Origin of the sequence: Mesorhizobium sp. M0019 (genome assembly GCF_040323975.1) — a bacterium.
Lineage (GTDB): Bacteria > Pseudomonadota > Alphaproteobacteria > Rhizobiales > Rhizobiaceae > Mesorhizobium.
Map to the genome: position 1 here is coordinate 46,841 of NZ_JAMYVK010000018.1, position 19,984 is coordinate 66,824.

The 19,984-nt window shown below is 62.7% G+C and carries 21 protein-coding genes; 7 read left to right on the top strand and 14 right to left on the bottom strand.

The window, feature by feature from the left end; genetic code table 11:
* The first annotated feature begins 37 nt into the window (after positions 1–37).
* A complete protein-coding gene (locus NKK47_RS15175) occupies positions 38–265 on the top strand; it encodes a hypothetical protein (RefSeq protein ID WP_352577484.1) in 228 nt (75 codons plus the stop codon).
* A 64-nt stretch (positions 266–329) separates the two neighbouring features.
* On the opposite strand, the gene NKK47_RS15180 is transcribed toward NKK47_RS15175, so the two are convergent.
* The 4 genes from NKK47_RS15180 to NKK47_RS15195 form a co-directional block, all read right to left on the bottom strand.
* Positions 330–965 (bottom strand): class I SAM-dependent methyltransferase, encoded by a 636-nt coding sequence (locus NKK47_RS15180; protein ID WP_352577485.1) that lies wholly within the window; start codon positions 963–965, stop codon positions 330–332.
* An 85-nt stretch (positions 966–1,050) separates the two neighbouring features.
* Positions 1,051–2,796, bottom strand: a complete 1,746-nt coding sequence (locus NKK47_RS15185) for a long-chain fatty acid--CoA ligase (RefSeq protein ID WP_352577486.1) — start codon at positions 2,794–2,796, stop codon at positions 1,051–1,053.
* Between the two features lie 61 nt (positions 2,797–2,857).
* On the bottom strand, positions 2,858–3,076 hold the full coding sequence (locus NKK47_RS15190; RefSeq protein ID WP_352577487.1) for a hypothetical protein: 219 nt from the start codon (positions 3,074–3,076) through the stop codon (positions 2,858–2,860).
* A gap of 126 nt (positions 3,077–3,202) precedes the next feature.
* The gene (locus NKK47_RS15195; protein ID WP_352570256.1) at positions 3,203–3,472 is read right to left on the bottom strand and encodes a hypothetical protein; all 270 of its coding nucleotides are present in this window, start codon (positions 3,470–3,472) and stop codon (positions 3,203–3,205) included.
* Positions 3,473–3,485: 13 nt separating this feature from the next.
* On the opposite strand from NKK47_RS15195, the gene NKK47_RS15200 reads away from it, so the two are divergent.
* From NKK47_RS15200 to NKK47_RS15220, 5 genes are read left to right on the top strand one after another with little or no spacing between them, the layout of a single operon-like run.
* Positions 3,486–5,078, top strand: coding sequence for an ABC transporter substrate-binding protein (locus NKK47_RS15200; protein WP_023676821.1), 1,593 nt, complete (start codon positions 3,486–3,488; stop codon positions 5,076–5,078).
* Positions 5,079–5,136: 58 nt separating this feature from the next.
* A complete protein-coding gene (locus tag NKK47_RS15205; protein WP_023676822.1) occupies positions 5,137–6,144 on the top strand; it encodes an ABC transporter permease subunit in 1,008 nt (335 codons plus the stop codon).
* Position 6,145: 1 nt separating this feature from the next.
* Positions 6,146–7,063, top strand: coding sequence for an ABC transporter permease subunit (locus NKK47_RS15210; RefSeq protein ID WP_023676823.1), 918 nt, complete (start codon positions 6,146–6,148; stop codon positions 7,061–7,063).
* A 4-nt stretch (positions 7,064–7,067) separates the two neighbouring features.
* Positions 7,068–7,943: an ABC transporter ATP-binding protein gene (locus tag NKK47_RS15215; RefSeq protein WP_023676824.1), complete on the top strand. Its 876-nt coding sequence runs from the start codon at positions 7,068–7,070 to the stop codon at positions 7,941–7,943.
* Positions 7,940–8,770: a dipeptide ABC transporter ATP-binding protein gene (locus NKK47_RS15220; protein ID WP_352577488.1), complete on the top strand. Its 831-nt coding sequence runs from the start codon at positions 7,940–7,942 to the stop codon at positions 8,768–8,770. Before NKK47_RS15215 ends, NKK47_RS15220 begins: the two co-directional genes overlap by 4 nt.
* A 22-nt stretch (positions 8,771–8,792) precedes the next feature.
* Here NKK47_RS15220 and NKK47_RS15225 read toward each other — a convergent pair whose 3' ends face one another.
* Entirely contained in the window at positions 8,793–9,713 is a 921-nt protein-coding gene (locus tag NKK47_RS15225) for a LysR family transcriptional regulator (RefSeq protein WP_352455059.1), read from the bottom strand.
* A 93-nt stretch (positions 9,714–9,806) separates the two neighbouring features.
* On the opposite strand from NKK47_RS15225, the gene NKK47_RS15230 reads away from it, so the two are divergent.
* Positions 9,807–10,679, top strand: a complete 873-nt coding sequence (locus NKK47_RS15230) for an NAD(P)H-dependent oxidoreductase (RefSeq protein WP_352570262.1) — start codon at positions 9,807–9,809, stop codon at positions 10,677–10,679.
* Here the strand turns inward: NKK47_RS15230 and NKK47_RS15235 are convergent.
* The 9 genes from NKK47_RS15235 to NKK47_RS15275 form a co-directional block, all read right to left on the bottom strand.
* Entirely contained in the window at positions 10,610–11,902 is a 1,293-nt protein-coding gene (locus tag NKK47_RS15235) for a cysteine desulfurase-like protein (protein ID WP_352577489.1), read from the bottom strand. The genes NKK47_RS15230 and NKK47_RS15235 overlap by 70 nt on opposite strands.
* Positions 11,903–11,932: 30 nt before the next feature.
* The gene (locus tag NKK47_RS15240) at positions 11,933–12,607 is read right to left on the bottom strand and encodes an amino acid ABC transporter permease (protein ID WP_292656040.1); all 675 of its coding nucleotides are present in this window, start codon (positions 12,605–12,607) and stop codon (positions 11,933–11,935) included.
* A 109-nt stretch (positions 12,608–12,716) separates the two neighbouring features.
* Positions 12,717–13,508 (bottom strand): ABC transporter substrate-binding protein, encoded by a 792-nt coding sequence (locus NKK47_RS15245; protein ID WP_352570264.1) that lies wholly within the window; start codon positions 13,506–13,508, stop codon positions 12,717–12,719.
* A 178-nt stretch (positions 13,509–13,686) separates the two neighbouring features.
* Positions 13,687–14,082 carry a RidA family protein gene (locus NKK47_RS15250; protein ID WP_023676831.1) on the bottom strand — a complete coding sequence of 132 codons (396 nt, stop codon included), beginning with the start codon at positions 14,080–14,082 and terminating at the stop codon, positions 13,687–13,689.
* Positions 14,083–14,154: 72 nt separating this feature from the next.
* Positions 14,155–15,303 (bottom strand): acyl-CoA dehydrogenase family protein, encoded by a 1,149-nt coding sequence (locus NKK47_RS15255; RefSeq protein ID WP_352577490.1) that lies wholly within the window; start codon positions 15,301–15,303, stop codon positions 14,155–14,157.
* Between the two features lie 224 nt (positions 15,304–15,527).
* Entirely contained in the window at positions 15,528–16,340 is an 813-nt protein-coding gene (locus tag NKK47_RS15260; RefSeq protein ID WP_023676833.1) for an enoyl-CoA hydratase family protein, read from the bottom strand.
* Positions 16,337–16,807 (bottom strand): MarR family winged helix-turn-helix transcriptional regulator, encoded by a 471-nt coding sequence (locus NKK47_RS15265; RefSeq protein ID WP_023676834.1) that lies wholly within the window; start codon positions 16,805–16,807, stop codon positions 16,337–16,339. The genes NKK47_RS15260 and NKK47_RS15265 overlap by 4 nt, the downstream gene beginning before the upstream one ends.
* Complete coding sequence (locus tag NKK47_RS15270; protein WP_352577491.1) at positions 16,801–17,574, bottom strand: SDR family NAD(P)-dependent oxidoreductase; 774 nt, start codon at positions 17,572–17,574, stop codon at positions 16,801–16,803. The genes NKK47_RS15265 and NKK47_RS15270 overlap by 7 nt, the downstream gene beginning before the upstream one ends.
* Complete coding sequence (locus NKK47_RS15275; protein WP_352577492.1) at positions 17,571–19,865, bottom strand: bifunctional salicylyl-CoA 5-hydroxylase/oxidoreductase; 2,295 nt, start codon at positions 19,863–19,865, stop codon at positions 17,571–17,573. The genes NKK47_RS15270 and NKK47_RS15275 overlap by 4 nt, the downstream gene beginning before the upstream one ends.
* Positions 19,866–19,984: the final 119 nt, after the last annotated feature.

Here is a 19,984-nt window from a genome sequence, read left to right on the forward strand (position 1 = left end):
CATTCGAATGATTTGGTTTTGAGCCGATGATCCAGTATTGATCAACTGCAACATCAAACTGCGACCGCGCGCTTCTGCGGGGATGATCTACAGCGAACTGAGTGGCCCTCAAACTCCAATCACATGGGAGGAAGCGGGCGTACTGATTGGTATGGCGAGCCTGCCGGGCAATTCTCCGTCTTGGCGGTTGCAATGGCTTGCAATGATGAAGGAAGCGGTTGCCAATAAAGGTTCGGCTAAGCGCACTTCAGGTGAGCAACGCTAGCTACTGCTTGGTACGCAACGGGTCGAAGTCGGCCGTTCATAGCGATTTGATTTTGATCCTGGCGCTAGCGATCGTCCTGCTCGAAGGAAAAGACGCCGCTCGGCCTGGTCACACCCTTCGCGTCGCCGAAATCCGGCACTTGGTATTCGGCGAGCAGCCGAAGCCGGGACAGCGGCAGGTCCGTGCGGCGGGGGTCGCCGACCAGCACCTTGATGCCGGCTGCTAGGCAGCGGTCGAGGAATGGGATAACCCGTAGAGCAACCTCGCGACCGTAGAACACGTCGCCGGCAACCACGACGTCGACCCGTGGTGGCGGACCGGTGGTGATATCCTTGTCGACGATATTGATCGTGACACTATTGGCCGCGGCGTTGAGGCCGATCGCGGCAACGGCGTTGTGATCGATCTCGGCCGCGATCACCGCGCTTGCGCCGGCCTTCTCGGCGGCGATACCTACAAGGCCGGAGCCGGCGCCGAGGTCGAGTACGCGACGGCCGGCCACGGTCTCCGGCCGGTCGAATATGTAGCGGGCGAGCACCGCGCCGCCGGCCCAGACATAGGCCCAGTACGGTGGCTCCGGTTCAGGTCCGTCTTCTTCGGTCGCATGTTGGTTCCATTCAAGAAGCCGCCTGAGCCCGCTTCCCGGATGGGCGGTGTAAAGCCGAATTTCGGGAAGCGCGGGCACGGGGGCGATCCGCATGTTCGCCCGGATGAACTCTGCCGGGTCCGGGCGCGAACCTATACTCACGGCGTTGGCGCCGGCGATGCAATCGCTCAAGCTGCGCCTAGCCCCGCAACGCCCGTCGCAGGATCTTGCCGACCGGTGTCTTCGGCAGCTCGGTGCGGAACTCAATATACCTGGGACGCTTGTAGCCGGTCAGGTTCTCGCGGCAATAAGCCGTCAGCATGTCGGCGGTCAGTGCCGGGTCCTTCTTGACGACGAACAGCTTCGGCACTTCACCCGAATGCTCGTCCGGCACGCCGATCGCCGCCACTTCGAGTACGCCTGGATGCTGCGCCACCACTTCCTCGAGTTCGTTCGGATAGACGTTGAAGCCGGAAACCAGGATCATGTCCTTCTTGCGGTCGACGATCTTGGTGTAGCCAAGCTCGTCCATGAAGCCCATGTCGCCCGATTTGAAGAAGCCGTCCTCGGTCATCACCTTGGCGGTCTCGTCCGGCCGGTTCCAGTAGCCGGCCATCACCTGCGGTCCGCGGATGCAGATTTCGCCGACTTCGCCGAGCGGCAAATTGTTGCCGTCGTCGTCGCGGATGGCGATCTCGGTCGAGGGCAGCGGCAGGCCGATCGTGCCGGTGTAAACGCCGTCGCTGAATTTGTTGATGGTTGTCCCCGGCGAGGTCTCGGTGAGCCCGTAGGCCTCGCTGATCGGGCAGCCGGTCAGCGCCTTCCATCGTTCGGCGATGGCCCTCTGCACCGGCATGCCGCCACCCAGCGTCAGGATCAGCGGCTTGAAATCGAGCTTGCGAAAATCCTCATTATTGAGCAGCGCATTGAACAGCGTGTTGAGGCCCGGAAAGATGTGGATCGGGTATTTCTGCAGCTCCTTGACGAAGCCGGGAATGTCGCGCGGATTGGGGATGAGGACATTCTGCGCGCCTTGCTGCATGCCTACCAGCACGTTCGCCGTCAGCGCAAAAATGTGATAGAGCGGCAGCGCGCAGAGGAAGTTCAGATGCGCCGGCTTCGGCTTGACGGTAAAAGCGTCTTCGGCCCACAGCGCGTTCTGCGCGACGTTCGCCAAAATGTTGCTGTGCAAAAGCATCGCGCCCTTGGAGATGCCGGTCGTGCCGCCCGTGTATTGCAGGAAGGCGATGTCGTCGGCCGCGACCTTTGCGGGCCTGAAGGCCATGCCGGTGCCGGCCTTCAGCGCGGCGTTGAACTTGACATGGCCGGGCAGCGACCATGCCGGCACCATCTTCTTGATGCGGCGTACAACGAAGTTGACGATCGTTCCCTTGAGCCCGCCGAGCATGTCGCCCATCGAGGCGACCACTACATGCTTGACCGCGGTCCTGGCGATCACCGCCTGCAAGGTGCAGGCAAAATTTTCGAGGATGACAATGGCTTGAGCGCCGGAATCCTTGAGCTGGTGCTCCAGCTCGCGCGGCGTGTAGAGCGGATTGATGTTGACCACGACATAGCCGGCGCGAAGCACTGCCATAATCGCCACCGGATATTGCAGCACATTCGGCATCATCAGCGCGACGCGCGCGCCCTTCTGCAGCCCCGTTGATTGCAGATAGGCGCCGAAGGCGGCCGACTGTCGCTCGAGGTCGGCATAGGTGATCGATTTGCCCATGCAGACGAAGGCCGGCCGATTCGCAAACTGCTTGCACACGGCAACGAGAAAGTCGCCGATCGAGCTGGAGGGCAGGTCGCCAATCTCGGCCGGCACGATTTTTGGGTAACTCTGGAGCCACGGTTTTTCAGGCAGGCCAGCGGCCAGTGCGGTGATCGCCTTCGGTAATCTATTGGCCGGACCTGCCGGCGGTCGTGGCGCTGTCGGCACTGCCTTCGCCGCCGGCTTGGCGGCAGATTTTGCAGCAGGCGCAGTCTTGCCGGTTGCCGGTTTAGCAGCCGTTCCAGCCGTGGTCTTCGCCGCCGGCTTCGCGCTTGCCTTCGCGGTAGCCGTCGGCTTGGCGGCGGCCGCTTTTGACTTGACCGCTTTCGATGTTGCCTCGGCCTTTGCTTTCGCCGCGTTGGTTGTCTTTGCCGGTTTTGCCACCTGTCGCTCCCTCAATCGTTCTTATTGTTTCGGCATGCTTGCGCGCCACCACCGCCCTGATCAACAAAGATATCCCACGCTTGCCGCAATGTCCGGAACCTGGGAAAATCCGGCACGCTGCCCATCTATCTATGTATTGCCACAAGCGGCCGTGCAAGCCTCGCTACCTGGAGTGCGGTAAGACTTGCCGTCAAACCTCTTGGCCGGGACCGGTTTTCGGACGCGCATCGCTTGAACCGGACGGCTCGATTCCCCGATTGGCGGCATTACCGATCAACAAAAAATTGAAGTCGCTAATAATGTCGTGATCTGCGGATTCGGCTGGTTTTTTCCACAATTCGCCGCATGCCGGAATTTTTTTCTGCTTCCCGTGGGTTAGGCAAACAAGCAGTTCCAAAGCTAGAAAAACGGTGCTTATATGCGGCCTTCGCGAGCCTGACAGAGGGGCTTGGAAGAACATCAGGGAGTGCTCAATGAAAAAGAAACTGACTTTTGCAGCCGCGTTGCTGGCTGCAAGCGTCCTCGGCGGCGTGGCCAATGCAAAACAACTGGTCTATTGCTCGGAGGCATCGCCGGCCGGCTTCGACCCGTCGCCATGGAGCGGCGGCAACGACTTCGATGCCTCGTCGCGCACCATCTATTCGCGCCTGGTCGAGTTCGAGCATGGCAAGACCACCATCTCGCCCGGCCTGGCCGAGAGCTGGACGGTTTCCGATGACGGTCTCGAATACACCTTCAAGCTTCGCCCGGGTGTGAAATTCCAGACGACCGATTATTTCACGCCGACGCGCGACCTCAACGCCGACGACGTGATCTTTTCCTTCGAACGCCAGTGGAAGAAAGAAAGCCCGTGGTACAGCTATCTGGAAGGCACCGGCTGGGAATATTTCACCGGCATGGGCTTCCCCGATCTCCTGAAGGAAATCGTCAAGGTCGACGACCTGACGGTGAAATTCGTGCTGAACAAGCCTGAAGTCGCCTTCCTGCCGGACCTCGGCATGGATTTCGCCTCGATCGTTTCCAAGGAATATGCCGACCAGCTCGACAAGGCCGGCACCAGGCAGCAGTTCACCCAGAAGCCGGTCGGCACTGGTCCGTTCCAGTTCGTCGACTATCAGGTCGATGCGGTCGTGCGCTATGCAGCATGGGACGGCTACTATGGCGGCCGCCAGAAGATCGATGATCTGATCTTCGCCATCACGCCCGACCCCGCCGTGCGCGCGCAGAAGCTGAAGGCGGGCGAATGCGATATCATGTCATACCCGGCGCCGGCCGACATTGCCGGACTGCAGGCCGACGCGAACCTCAAGGTCGACGAGCAGGAAGGCCTGAACATCGGCTACATGGCTTACAACACGACGCAGCCGCCCTTCGACAAGGTCGAGGTCCGCAAGGCCCTCAACATGGCGGTAAACAAGAAGGCGATCATCGACGCGGTCTATCAGGGCGCCGGTGCGCCGGCCATCAACCCGATCCCGCCGACCATGTGGTCCTATAACAAGGACATCAAGGACGATCCCTATGATCCGGAGGCGGCCAAGAAGATGCTGGCCGATGCAGGCGTCAAGGATCTGTCGATGAAGATTTGGGCTATGCCGGTCAGCCGCCCCTACAACCCGAACGCCCAGCGCGTCGCCGAGTTGATCCAGGCCGATTATGCCGCCGTCGGGGTCAAGGCGGAGATCGTCAGTTACGAATGGACCGAGTATCGCCAGCGCGGCAAGGCTAAGGATCGCGACGGCGCCTTCCAACTGGGCTGGACCGGTGACAATGGCGATCCGGACAACTTCTTTTTCCTGCTCGGTTGCGATGCCATCGGCCAGTCCAATTATGCGATCTGGTGCAACCAGGAATTCGAAGCCCTGCTGAAAAAAGGCAAGGCAACGACGGACGTCGCCGAGCGCACCAAGATCTACGAGGAAGCTCAGGTGGTGTTCAAGCGTGAGGCTCCGTGGCTGACCATCGCCCACTCCAAGGTCTTCATGCCGATGAACAAGAAGGTGTCGGGCTTCGTTATGGACCCGCTCGGCATTCATCGGTTTGACGGCGTCGACGTCACCGAATAAGTCCTGAGAAATTGAACGGCGGCGCTGGACTTCCCGCGCCGCCGTTCTATGAAGCAAGATGCTCCGTTATCTCCTCCACAAGCTCGCTTTGATCATCCCGACCGTGTTCGGCATATCGCTGGCGGCGTTTGCTTTCGTCCGGCTTCTGCCCGGCGATCCTATCCTGGCCCTGGCGGGCGAGCGCGGCGTCAGCCCCGAGCGCTACGCCCAGCTCATCGAGCAGTTTGGCTACAACCGGCCCTATGTCATCCAATACCTGGAATATATCGGCAGGGTCCTGACCGGCGATTTCGGCATATCTATTGCCACCAAGCGGCCAGTGCTCGGCGAATTCCAGGCGCTGTTTCCAGCCACGCTGGAACTGGCGACAGTGGCGTTGATCATCGCCGTCCTGCTCGGCATTCCTGCCGGTATCTTCGCCGCGGTCAAGCGCGGCTCGTGGTTCGACCAGGCGACGATGGGTGTCGCGCTGACCGGCTATTCGATGCCGATCTTCTGGTGGGGGTTGCTGCTCATTATCTTCTTCTCCGGCTATCTCGGCTGGACGCCGGTTTCCGGCCGCATCGGCCTGCAGTATTTCTTCAGGCCGACGACCGGGTTCATGCTCATCGACAGTCTGATCTCCGGCAGGAGCGGCGCTTTCAAATCTGCCGTCAGCCATTTGATCCTGCCGTCGATCGTGCTGGCGACGATCCCGCTTGCCGTCATAGCGCGCCAGACGCGCTCGGCGATGCTCGAGGTGCTGGGCGAGGACTATGTCCGCACCGCGCGCGCCAAGGGCCTGGCGCCGCGCCGCGTCATCGGTCTGCACGCTTTTCGCAACGCGCTGATCCCGGTGGTCACCACCATTGGACTGCAGGTCGGCACCTTGATGGCGGGCGCCATTCTGACCGAGACCATTTTTTCCTGGCCGGGCATCGGCAAATGGATGATCGATGCCATCGGCAAGCGCGACTATGTCGTCGTCCAGAGCGGATTGCTGATCATCGCGCTGATCGTCATGGCGGTGAACCTGATCGTCGACGTGCTCTACGCCGTCATCAATCCGCGCATCCGGGTGCAGTGAGATGACCGACGAATCCGCCGCCGAAGCTACCGCCGCCTCCATCCCGACAGGCGGCAGGCAACGGGCTTTCGCCGAGTTCTGGCACTACTTCTCGATGAACACCGGCGCGGTCATCGGCCTTGTCGTGTTTTCGGCGCTGGTGCTGGTGGCGATCTTTGCGCCGTTCGTCGCCCCACATTCGCCCGACGAGCAGTTTCGCGATGCGCTGCTGGCACCCCCTGCCTGGCAGGAAGGCGGCAAATCGATGTTCCTGCTCGGCACCGACGCGGTCGGCCGCGACATGCTTTCACGGTTGATCTTCGGGGCGCGTTTCTCGCTGTTCATCGGCCTGGTGGTCGTTGTCTTCTCGCTCACCAGCGGCATCGTGCTTGGCGTGCTCGCCGGCTATTTCCGCGGCTGGGTCGACACGCTGATCATGCGCATCATGGATATCATCCTGGCCTTCCCGTCGCTGCTTCTGGCGCTGGTGCTGGTGGCGATCCTTGGCCCCGGCCTTTTCAATGCCATGCTGGCGATCGCGCTGGTGCTGCAGCCGCATTTTGCGCGCCTCACCCGCGCCGCCGTGATGGCCGAAAAGAACCGCGAATATGTCATCTCCGCCAAGGTGGCTGGTGCCGGTCATCTTCGCTTGATGGTGAGGACGATCCTGCCGAACTGCCTGGCACCGCTGATCGTGCAGGCGACGTTGTCCTTCTCCAACGCTATTCTCGAGGCTGCGGCGCTCGGCTTCCTCGGTGTCGGTGCGCAGCCGCCGACGCCGGAATGGGGCACGATGCTCGCCTCGGCGCGCGAGTTCATCCTGCGCGCGCCTTGGGTGGTGACCTTCCCCGGACTTGCCATCCTGATTACTGTGCTTGCAATTAATCTGATCGGCGACGGCCTGCGCGATGCCTTCGACCCCAAGCTGAAGAGGTCATAATTCAATGCCTCTTCTCGAGATCAAGAACCTGACCGTTTCCTTCGACACCGCCGCTGGACCATTCATGGCGGTACAAGGCATCGACCTGTCGGTCGAACCGCGCGAGGTGCTGGCGATCGTCGGCGAATCCGGTTCGGGCAAGTCGGTGGCTATGCTGGCGGTGATGGGGCTTTTGCCCAACACCGCGACGGTGAGGGCCGACCGCATGGCCTTCGACGGCATCGACCTGCTCAAGCTCGGCCCATCCGAGCGGCGCAAGATCGTCGGCAAGGATATTTCGATGATCTTCCAGGAGCCGGTCGCCAGCCTCAACCCGTGCTTCACCGTCGGCTTCCAGATCGAGGAGGTGCTGCGCTTCCATATGGGCATGGACCGCGCCCAGCGCCGGGCGCGTGCCATCGAATTGATGAAGTTGGTCGGCATCGCCGACCCCGAGGAACGGCTGGGCTCCTTCCCGCACCAGATGTCGGGTGGTCAGTGTCAGCGCGTCATGATCGCCATCGCCATCGCCTGCAATCCCAAGCTTTTGATCGCCGACGAGCCAACCACGGCGCTCGACGTCACCATCCAGAAGCAGATCCTCGATCTGCTGGTCGGCCTGCAGGCCAAATATGGCATGGGCCTGATCATGATCACCCACAATATGGGGGTGGTTGCCGAGACCGCCGACCGTGTCATCGTCCAGTACAAGGGCCGCAAGATGGAAGAGGCCGACGTGCTGTCGCTGTTCGAGTCCCCCAAGAGCAACTACACGCGCGCGCTCCTGTCGGCGCTGCCCGAAAACGCCGTCGGCGACCGGTTGCCTACTGTTTCCGACATGCTGTTTGAGCCGGCCCCATCTGTAGTCGCAGCCCGGTCCGCAGGAGGAACCGCCTCATGAGCGTGACGGTAGTCGAAGGCAAGAACATCGTGCGCGACTATCATGTCGGTGGCGGGCTTTTCCGCCCCTCCCGTACGGTTCATGCGGTCAAGGGTGTTTCGTTCAGCGTCGACAAGGGCAAGACGCTGGCCATCGTCGGCGAGAGCGGCTGCGGCAAGTCAACACTCGCCCGCATCATCACCCTGATCGACCCGGCGACCTCCGGCGAGCTTTTCATCGACGGCAAGAAGGTAGACATCGGCAGGAACGGCCTGTCGAAGGAAATGCGCCGCAAGGTCCAGATCGTCTTCCAGAACCCTTATGGTTCGCTCAATCCACGCCAGAAGATCGGCGACGTGCTTGGCGAGCCGCTGCTCATCAACACCGACAGCACGACCGATGAGCGGCGCGATCTTGCCATGAAGATGCTAAAGAAGGTCGGTCTCGGCCCCGAGCACTTTAATCGCTACCCGCATATGTTTTCGGGCGGCCAGCGCCAGCGGATCGCCATCGCCCGCGCGCTGATGCTCAACCCCAGCCTTCTGGTGCTGGACGAGCCGGTCTCGGCACTTGATCTTTCGGTGCAGGCGCAGGTGCTGAACCTGCTCGCCGACCTGCAGGACGAGTTTCAGCTAACCTATGTTTTCATCAGCCACGACCTGTCGGTGGTGCGCTACATCGCCGACGACGTGATGGTAATGTACTTCGGCGAAGCGGTCGAATACGGCTCGCGCGACGAGGTCTTCGCCGACCCCAAGCACAGCTACACCAGGACGCTGTTCGCGGCGACGCCGCGTGCCGACGTTGCCAGCATCAAGGCACGGTTGGCCAAGAAGAAGGCCGCCTGATCCGGCGAGGTTTGCCGGCCGGTTACCGCTTCTCGATCCCCGGAATGCCGGAGATCTGCTCGGCGAGAAAGTCGACCAGCAGCCGCACCCGGGCAATGCCCGCACGCTCCGGAACGATCAGCATGCTCAGCGGGACGGGAGGCGGAAAATAGCCCGGCAGGACCACTTCCAGCCGGTCGGCCGCCAGAAGATCGTCGACAAGCCAGTGGTGGGCGGGTGCGATGCCGCGTCCGGCGACAAGGGCTTCGCGCGCAGCAAGCCCATGGTCGACCAGAAATCTGCCGCCAAAGGGCACCGCAAAGGTCTCGCCGCCCGGCCCCTGCAAGGTGAGCGTGTCGCTTCCCGCGATGTTCGACATCCGGATGCCTTCATGGCCAGGCAGATCCTGCGGGACAGCCGGTCTGCCCCGCGCCGCCAGATAGGCCGGCGCCGCCACCAGCAGACGCCGGGATTGCCCGAGCGCCCGCAGTTTCATTGAGCTGTCGGTGAGCGGGCCGAGGCGAAGCGCGATGTCGACGCCCTCCCGCACAAGGTTGATGCGCTCGTCGGTAAGGCTGAGATCGATGCCGATGTAGGGATAGCGGTCCTGAAAGGCGAAGATCAGCCGGCTGACATGTAAGACCCCGAGCGCCGCCGTGCAGGATATCCGGATCGTGCCGGCCGACGCGCCGCGCGTGCCCCGCGCCTCATCGCCGGCCTGCTCGACGAGGCGCAGGATCTGGACGCTGTCGGCATAGTAACGGCTGCCTTCATCGGTCATCGTGACGCGCCGGGTGGTCCTGCTGAGCAAGGGCACTCCGACGGCCTCCTCGAGTTCTCGCAAATGCCGTGTGACCGTCGACTGCCCAACTCCGAGCTCGCGCGCCACCGCCGAGAGGCTGCCGCGCTCGGCGACGCGAACGAAGGTGCGCATGCGCTCAAGGGTGACGTCCGATCTATCCATTATTCGGCATTATCTTATACATTTCCTACATATAGTGGATCAGCCCACAGCTGGCTACCTTTGGTGTCTATCGTCCTTCTTCGGAGTAGACCCATGAAAGTCCTGCTTGTTTTTGCTCATCCTGAACCGCGTTCGCTCAACGGCGCACTGCGTGACGTCGCCATCGGGGAACTTGAGGCCCAAGGCCATGAGGTGCGGGTGTCTGACCTCTACGCCGATGGCTGGAAAGCCGAGGTAGACCGTGCCGACTTTCCGTCGTGGCCGCCTGAAGCACGCTTCCTGCCGGCCGGCGCCTCCAAAAAAGCTTTTGCGAGCGGCACTCTGACCGAAGACGTCAAAGTGGAGATCGACAAGCTGCTATGGGCCGATACCCTGATCCTCCAGTTCCCGCTGTGGTGGTACGCCATGCCGGCGATCCTCAAGGGCTGGGTCGATCGCGTGTACGCCTACGGCTTCGCCTATGGCGTTGGCGAGCACAGCGACAAGCGGTGGGGTGACCGCTTTGGTGAGGGAACGCTCGCCGGCAAGCGCGCAATGCTGATCGTGACCACCGGCGGCTGGGAGGAGCATTATTCCGCCCGCGGCGTCAACGGCCCGATCGACGACCTGCTGTTCCCGATCAATCACGGGATTCTATACTATCCGGGCTACGACGTGCTTCCGCCGTTCGTGGTTTACAGGGTGGACCGTTTCGGGGAGGCGGATTTCGAGCCTGTCGCGGAGCGACTGCGCGAAAGGATGCGAACGCTCGAGACAATCCGGCCCATTCGTTATCGGCAGCAGAATGGCGGCGATTACTTGATCCCAAGCATGCAATTGCGCCCCGGCTTGGAGAACCCGGGTGCGACCGCCTTTGCGCTTCACGAGGATCGCGCCGGCGCCGCCGCCCAGTCCGATCAGGACAGCCGGGCGATGATGGTGCGCAGCGCCTCGCCGAAGCGCCGGACTTCCTCGATCGTATTGTAATGCACCAGCGAGGCGCGCACGGCGCCGCTGTCCATGCTGAGGTTGAGCCGCTTCATCAGACGCGGCGCATACATGTGGCCGTCGCGAACGCCGATCTGCATCTCGGCCATTTCCTCGACGATCCTCTGCGGCGACAGCGTGCCGACATTGAAGCAGAAGGTCGGCACGCGCTCGCTGAGGCGTGCCTCTTCGGCCACGCCGTAGATCGTCGCGCCGCAATCTTTGAGCACCGCCAGCATTTCGCGCGCCAGCACCTGTTCGTAGTCGCGGATGGCATTCATGCCGGCGACGATGTTGTCGCGGCGCGACCGGTTATTCTCTGACAAGAAATTGCGGCCGATCGATTCGAGGTAGCGCACCGCGGCATCCATGCCGGAGACGTTCTCGTAAATGAAGGTACCGGCCTCGATTTTGTAGGGCGGCTCGTCGGGGATGAAATCTTCGCGGAAGGTCGGCAGGCGCTTCAGAGTTTCGAAGCGGCCCCACAGGAAGCCCATATGCGGCGAGAAATTCTTGTAGCCGGAGCAGACCAGATAGTCGCAATCCCAGGCCTGCACATCGATCAGCCCGTGCGGCCCGTAATGCACGCAGTCGAGGAACACTTCGGCGCCTGCCGCATGCGCAATCCCAGCCACGGAGGCAACGTCGACAATCGAGCCGATCGAATGCGCCGTTACCGTGCAGGCGACGAGCCGGGTGTGCTCTGAGACCAGCGGGCGCAAATCGTCGACATGCAGATTGCCGTCCTCGCGCATCCGCCACCATTTGAACTTGGCGCCGGCGGGCGCCAGCGCCAGCCACGTCGCGATATTGGCATCGTGATCCATGTCGGTGATGACGATCTCGTCACGCTCCCCGTTTGGGCGCTCGGAAAGCATCTGGCCGATGCCGAGGCTGACCAGGCGGATGAACGAAGTGGCGTTCATGCCGAAACAGATCTCCGCCGGGTCGGTGGCGTTGATCAGCAAGGCCACGCTTTCGCGAGCGCCGGCGACGGCTTGGTCGACGGTGACGCTGCGGCCATAGCGGCCGCCGCGCTGCACATTATGCGCGACCAAATGGTTGGTGACCGCATCGAGCACGCTTTGCGGGATCTGCGCGCCGGCGGCATTGTCCATGAAGACGAAGTCCCCGGCTTGCTGCAAGGCGGGAAACATGGCGCGGATCGTCTCGACCGGGAAAGCTGCGGCATCGCCGGTTTTCGAAATCTGATGCTGGTTCAAGGTCGTCTCCTGCGAGGTGCGCTGACAGATTCAGCGGGTCTTTTCGGTTTGAAAGCGGCGTTCAAGGAGGCTGACGAGACGGACCATCGGCCAGAGAAAGATGAGATAGACCAGCGCCGCGCCGATCAGCGGTGAAGGATTGGCATAGAGCGATTGCGCGTTGGTCGCTTCCTTCAGCAGTTCGGGCAGCGCCACGGTGGAAGCGAGCGAAGTATCCTTGAACATCGAAACGCAATTGCTGGTCATTGGCGGAATGACGACGCGGATCGCCTGCGGCAGCACTACCTTGCGCAAGGTCAGCAAGAACGGCAGGCCGAGCGCCTGCGCCGCCTCGAACTGGCCGCGCGGAATGCTCTCTATACCGGAGCGGAACACCTCGGCCGAATAGGCCGCCATGATGATGGCGAAGGCCATCACCGCGGACGTCCACGATGACAGGCGAATACCGAGGAACGGCAGCGCATAGTAGATCAGGATCAGCACGACCAGCACCGGCATCGCCCGGAAAATGTCAATGTAGCCGACAGCCAGCAGCCGAAGCGGCTTTGGCGCATAGAGCCGCACCAGGCTGATCGCGAGGCCGACGGGAATACCGATGCCGATGCTCATGATTCCGAGCAGCAGGGTGTTCAGGAAACCGCGCAGCAGCGCCGGCAGGCTGGAGACCATGACGTCGGCGTTGAAGAAGGTGTCCAGCAGCGACATCGCAGCATTTCCGAAACGTTTGGCGTCCCGCGACGCTCGAGCCCGAGCCCGAAATCCGAAATCGTGCCGGCATCGAAAGCCGGCACGACATTTAAGCGCGAACTGCCGCTCAGGCCTTCGGCATAGGCATTTCCTTGACGGTCGAGGAATCGGCAGGTGCGTCGCTGCCGAACCACTTCTTGTGGATCGCGGCCAGCGTGCCGTCCTTCTTCATCGCGGTCAGCGCGTCGTTCAGCTTGCCGAGCAGCGGGTGGTCTTTGGTCATCATCAGACCGTACTGCTCGCCGGTCTTGATGCGCTCTTTTACGGCGAGATCCTTCATCCTGGTGAAAGAATATTCCAGGCCCGGAATATCGCTGACCGCCGCATCGACGCGGCCGGAGCTGAGATCGAGCAGCAAATTCTGCTGCGTGTCGTAGCCCTTGACGTCACTGAACCCGTCCGCTTCCTGGTGGGCCGTGACCCAGGCTTCGCCGGTCGAGCCGGACAGCACGCCGACGATCTTGCCCTTGAGGTCGGCCTCGGCCTTGATCGGGCTGTCGGCCTTCGCGGCGATGCCCATGTCGGAATCATAGTAGGGCTGCGTGAACGACTGAGACTTCAGCCGCTCCGGCGTGATGGTGATCGACGAGATGGCGACGTCGATGCGCTTCGAGGTGGTGGCGGCGAACAGCGCCTGGAAACCGAGATCGGCGATATCAGTGGTCATGCCGATACGCTTTGCCGCCTCATTGATGATGTCGACTTCGAAACCCTCGAACGTGCCGCTCTCGTTCTTGTATTCAAAAGGCGGATTGGTCGGATAGGCGCCGACATTCAGCGTGCCTTCGGCGTAGGCCGGGCCGCCAGCGATGCCGATGGCAGCAGCAAGAAGCAGCAGGTTGCGACGGGTGAAGTTCATTTTCGTTCCCTCTGGTTGTGATCGGACGGGTTTGGCCCCGCACGGTTTTGATGCGCCAAGTGACGGGACTGCCGGAAAGCCCTCCCGGCACGGCAGTCGCAAGACATTGGATGCTATCCAAAGTACCGCGCTTTTCAAGGCGAAAGTTTTAAGCTTAAAAAATTGCCACGTGTTGCCGTCACTCCGGAATAACCGCCGTGGCCTGGATCTCAACCTTGGCGCGATCCTCGACCAGCGCCATCACCTGCATGGCGGCCATCGCCGGGAAATGCCGGCCGATCACCTCGCGATAGACCTCTCCGATCCCCTTGAGATTGGCCAAATATTCCGCCTTGTCGGTAAAGTACCAGGTCATCGAGGTGATATGTTCCGGCTTGGCGTCGGCCTCGGCGAGCACAGCAACAATATTGGCCAGCGTCTGCCGCACCTGGCCGACAAGATCATCGGTCTCGAAGCGGCCCTGTCCGTTCCAGCCGACCTGCCCGCCGACGAAGACAAGCTGCCCACGCGCGGCGACGCCATTGGCGTAGCCGACGGGTTTCGCCCAGCCTTCCGGCTGCAGGATGGTGTGCATGTCAAAACCTCCCAATGCTCAAATCCGGTCGCTCAAAACTCGAAGACAATAATTTTCACGCAAACTCCTGTCTCAGGCCGCTCCCATCACTTGCCGTGCAATCACCACCTTCTGCACGTCGGACGCTCCCTCGTAGATGCGCAGCGCCCGGATCTCGCGATACAGGCTTTCGACGATATGGCCCTTGCGAACGCCGTCGCCGCCATGCAGCTGCACAGCCTTGTCGATCACCTCCTGCGCTTTGTCGGTAGCGAACAGCTTGGCCATGGCGGCTTCGCGGGTAACCCGAGCCGCGCCCATGTCCTTGGTCCAGGCGGCACGATAGACCAGCAACGCGGCGGCATCGACATCCAGCGCCATGTCGGCGATGTGGCCCTGCACCATCTGCAGCTCGGCCATCGGCGCACCGAACAGCCTGCGCTCGGCCACTCTTGTGATGCTTTCGTCCAGCGCGCGCCGGGCAAAGCCGAGCGCCGCTGCGCCGACGGTCGAACGGAACACGTCGAGCACGGACATGGCGATGCGAAAACCGTCACCGGGTTTGCCGATCAGCGCCGAGGCTGGAATGCGTGCATTGTCGAAGGACAGCCGGGCGAGCGGGTGCGGCGCGATCACCTCCAGCCGCTCGGCAACGATCAGCCCCTCGGTTTCGGAAGGCACGACAAAGGCGGAAAGCCCCTTGGCGCCGGGCGCTTCGCCGGTGCGGGCAAAGACAGCATAAAAGTCAGCGATACCGCCGTTGGAGATCCAGGTCTTTTCGCCGGACAAGAGATAGCTGTCGCGGTCACGCGTGGCCGTCATTTCCATATTGGCGACGTCCGAGCCCGAGCGCGGCTCCGACAGCGCGAAAGCCGAAATCGCCTTGCCGGCCCGTGTCTTCGCCAGCCAGTGCTGCTGGTCGGGCGTGCCGAACAGGCTGAGTGCGCCGGTGCCGAGCCCTTGCATGGCGAAGGCGAAATCGGCCAGCCCGTCATGCCGGGCCAGCGTCTCGCGCGTGAGGCAGAGCGTGCGCACGTCGAGTGCTGCAGGGCTGTCAGTATCGAGCGCCGTCGGCTTCAGCCAGCCGTCCTGGCCGAGCTTGGCCACCAGCTCGCGGCAGGCCGCGTCGACATCGTCATGCGCGACCGGCAGGTTCTTGGCGCACCATGCCTCCAGCCGCTCCGCCAGATCGCGGTGGCGATCCTCGAAGAACGGCCAGGAGAGGAAGGAACGGTCAGGCATTGCTGCCTCCACAATTCTCCGGCCCTGGCGCTCCACGGCGCCCCCCTCTGTCCTGCTGGACATCTCCCCCTCTAGGGGGGAGATTGGCGGCTTCGCTGCCACGGCTCTCCCTGCGATATTGGAGATTGGCGAAAGCGGGCCTGATATCCAATCTCCCCCCTTGAGGGGGAGATGGCCGGCAGGCCAGAGGGGGGTGCTGTCCCGCCAGCGTGGAAGCGATCATCTCAATTTCCCTCGAACACCGGCTTCTCCTTGGCCACGAAAGCCGTGTACGCCCGCTCGAAATCGCGGGTCTGCATGCAGATCGCCTGCGCCTGCGCTTCCGCTTCGATCGCCTGGTCGAGACCCATCGACCATTCCTGGTTCAGCTGCGTCTTGGTCATGCCATGGGCGAAGGTCGGGCCGGAAACGATCCGCGCGGCCATGTCGAGCGCGTCGGCCTCAAGCGTTGCGGTATCGACCAGCCGGTTGTAGAAGCCCCAGCGCTCGCCTTCCTCGGCACTCATCGTGCGGCCGGTATAGAGCAGCTCGGCGGCGCGGCCCTGGCCAATGATGCGCGGCAGGATCGCGCAGGCCCCCATGTCGCAGCCGGCAAGGCCGACGCGGGTGAACAGGAATGCTGTCTTGGCCTGGGGCGTGGCGATGCGGATATCGGAGGCCATGGCGATAATCGCGCCGGCGCCGACCGCCACGCCATCGACCGCCGCAATAATCGGCTTGCCGCAATTCAGCATCGCCTTGACGAAATCGCCCGTCATGCGGGTGAAGGCGAGCAGCGCCTTCATGTCCATCTTGACCAGTGGGCCGATGATTTCGTGGACATCGCCGCCCGAGCAGAAATTGCCGCCATTGGGCAGGACCACCACAGCATCGACATCATCGGCGTAGACAAGGTCGCGAAATATGTCGCGCAATTCGGCATAGCTGTCGAAGGTCAGCGGGTTCTTGCGCTCCGGTCGATCGAGCCGGATCTTTGCGATCTTGCCTTCGACCTGCCAGAGGAAATGCTTCGGCTTGCGGCCGGCCAGCTTCGTCATTCCCGTCCCTCCCAATTGCTGCGGAAAGAGGTCAGCATGCCGGTCAGCCGGCGCGCCTCATCCTCGCTCACATTGCCCAGCAACTCGCCGACCCATTTCTCATGCGCGGCGGCGATCACGGCGAAAATCTTCGATCCCTCTTCCGTCAGCCGTACCATCGAGGTACGGCGGTCGCCATTGCGTCGGGCCCGCATCACCAACCCTTCCGAGACCAGCCGGTCGATGATGCCGGTGACATTACCGTTGGACACCAGCAGGAAGCGCGAAAGATCGCTCATCAGCATGCCCTCCGGCGCGCGGTAGAGCGCGGCCATCACGTCGAAGCGTGGCAGCGTTGTGTTGAACTCTTGCCGCAGTCGTTCGCGCAGCTCGGCCTCGATGGTGCGCGAGGCGCGCAGCAGGCGTATCCACAGCCGCAGGCGGTCCTTGCCGGGTCCGGACGGGGCGGGCAGGGGACCGGCTACCATGTCTCACCTCCGGAGATCGAAATCGTCTGCCCGGTAATCGACCGGGCGGCGTCGCCACACAGATAAAGTACCGCGGCCGCAATTTCTTCCGGCTGGATGAAGCGGCCTTGCGGGTTGGTCGCGGCTAGGCTTGTCCGTGCCTGCTCGGACGAGCGGCCGGTCGTTTGGACGATGCGCTGGACGGTGCTCTCCAGCATCTCGGTTTCGACAAACCCTGGGCACACGGCATTCACTGTTATGCCGGACTTGGCGGTCTCGACGGCGAGTGCCCGCATCAGGCCGACGACGCCATGCTTGGCGGCAACGTAAGCTGCGACATAGGGATAGCCTTTCAGTCCGGCGGTGGAAGCGACGAAGATGATACGGCCAGTCTTGCGCACTGCCATGCCGGCCAACGCCGGCTTCACCGTCAGGAACGTACCGGTCAAGTTGACGTCGAGCGTGCGCTGCCAGTCTGCCAGCGAGGTCCGCTGCGCCGGGGCACTGCCGGACATGCCGGCATTGGCAACGACGATGTCGAACGCTCCGCGTGCCGCTTCCGCGGCCTCGTAGAGCGACGCCATCGACGTCTCGTCGGTGACGTCGGCGGCAATGGCGAAGATGGACTTGTTCTCCGCGGCGACCTCGGCAAGCGGCTCCACGCGCCGGCCGCAGATGGTCACGTCAACGCCCGCGCCGGCCAGCGCCAGCGCGATCGCGCGGCCGACGCCGGAGCCGCCGCCGGTGACCAGCGCATGACGCCGCGAAATCGTCGCCGCGGCACTCATACTTTCAACCCCGCTGCCGCTTCGCGTTCGGCCAGCCGGTAGAGCTGGTCGCGGCCGGGCAGATAGGGATCCGGCCATTTGACGCCGCGATCGCCAAGCATGACGGCCGCGTGCAGCGTCCAATACGGATCGGCAAGATGCGGCCTAGCCAGTGCGACGAGATCGGCGCGGCCCGCCATCAGGATCGAGTTGACGTGGTCCGGCTCATAGATATTGCCGACCGCCATCGTCGCCATGCCGACCTCGTTGCGGATGCGATCGGAAAACGGCGTCTGGAACATGCGGCCATAGACCGGTCTTGCCACGGCCGAAGTCTGGCCGGCCGATACGTCGCAGATGTCTACGCCGGCCTCATGCAGCAGCCGCGCGATCTCTACGGCATCGGCCGGCGCCACGCCTTCGATGCCCAGCCAGTCATTGGCGGAGATGCGCATCGAGATCGGCTTCTCGGCCGGCCACGCGGCGCGCACCGCATGAAAGATTTCCAAGGGGTAGCGCATGCGGTTTTCCAGCGAGCCGCCATAGGAGTCGGTGCGCCGGTTGGTCAAGGGCGTGATGAAGGAGGACAGGAGATAGCCGTGCGCGGCGTGGATTTCGAGCATGTCGAAGCCGCAGCGCGCCACCATCTCGGCCGAAGCGACAAACTGGTCGCGCACCATATCCATGTCGGCGCGGTCCATCGCCTTCGGCACCTGGTTTTCCCGCGACCACGGCACGGAAGACGCGGCCATGACGGGCCAATTGCCTGAGGGCAGCGGCACGTCGGTTCCCTGCCAGCCGAGCCTGGTCGACCCCTTGGCACCGGAATGGCCGATCTGGGCGCAGATCTTGGCCTCGGTTTCGGCATGGACGAACTCGACCAGCCGCTTCCAGGCGACCTCATGCTCGGGCGCATAGAAACCGGGGCAGCCAGGCGTGATGCGGCCCTCCGCGCTGACGCAGGTCATCTCGATGTAGAGGAGACCGGCGCCGCCCTTGGCCCGTTCGGCGTAATGGGCGAAATGCCAATCGGTCGGACAGCCGTCGACCGCTTTGTACTGCGCCATCGGCGAGACGACGACGCGGTTCTGCAGCGCCATGCCGCGCAGCCGGAACGGCGCGAACATCGGCGCGCGACGCAGATTGTTGCCCCCGGCGCCGGCCTGGCGCTGGAACCACTCCTCGGCGCCGGCCAGCCATTCGGCATCGCGCAGCCGCAAATTCTCGTGACTGATGCGTTGCGAACGCGTCAGCAGCGAATAGTTGAACTGCACCGGATCGAGGCCGAGATAGCGCTCGACCTCCTCGAACCATTCGAGCGAATTGCGCGCCGCCGACTGCAGCTTCAGCACTTCGGTGCGGCGGGCGTCCTCATATTTGCTAAAGGCGGCCTCGAGGTCTGGCTCGGACTCGAGATAGTCGGCCAGCGCCACCGCGCTTTCCAGCGCCAGCTTGGTGCCGGAACCGATCGAGAAATGCGCGCTCGCCGCCGCGTCGCCCATCAGCGCCAGGTTCTTGTAGGACCAGCGTTCGCACAAGACGCGCGGGAAATTGATCCACGCCGAGCCGCGGATATGATTGGCGTTGGTCATCAGCGCGTGGCCGCCGAGATGACGGGCAAAGATGCGCTCGCAGACGGCAATCGATTCCTGCTGCGACATCGCGCCGAAGCCGAAGCGCTGCCATGTCTGCTCGCTGCATTCGACGATGAAGGTCGCGGTATCGCTGTCGAACTGGTAGGCATGCGCCCACACCCAGCCATGCTCGGTCTTTTCGAAGATGAAGGTGAAGGCGTCGTCGAATTTCTGGTGGGTGCCGAGCCAGACGAACTTGCATCTACGAATGTCGATATCGGGCTTGAACACGTCGACGAAGGCGCTCCGCGCTTTCGAGTTCAACCCGTCGGCGGCGACAACCAGGTCGTGCGTCTCCATATATGGCTTGGGATCGGCGATGTCGGTTTCGAAGACCAGCTTGACGCCGAGTTCGCGCGCGCGCCGCTGCAGCAACGTGAGCAGCCGCTTGCGGCCAATGCCGCAAAAGCCGTGACCGGTCGAGACCGTGCGCACGCCGTCATGGATGACGGCGATATCGTCCCAATAGGCGAAATGCTTGCGGATCCAGACGGCGCTGACCGGGTCGTTTTTGGTCAGGTTCTCCAGCGTTTCGGCCGACAGCACGACGCCCCAGCCAAACGTGTCATCGGCACGGTTGCGCTCGAACACCGTGACCTCATGCGCGGCATCCCTGAGCTTCAGCGAGATTGCAAAGTAGAGCCCGGCTGGTCCGCCGCCGAGAACCGCAACTTTCATCGTGCGATCTCCTCTTCGCTTCTGTTTGTCGAGTTTACGCCTGAGACGGATTAATTCAAGCTTGAAGTTTCAGGATTGAAACAATCCGCCCCAGAAACCCAGCTTGCCGGCAGTCGGCT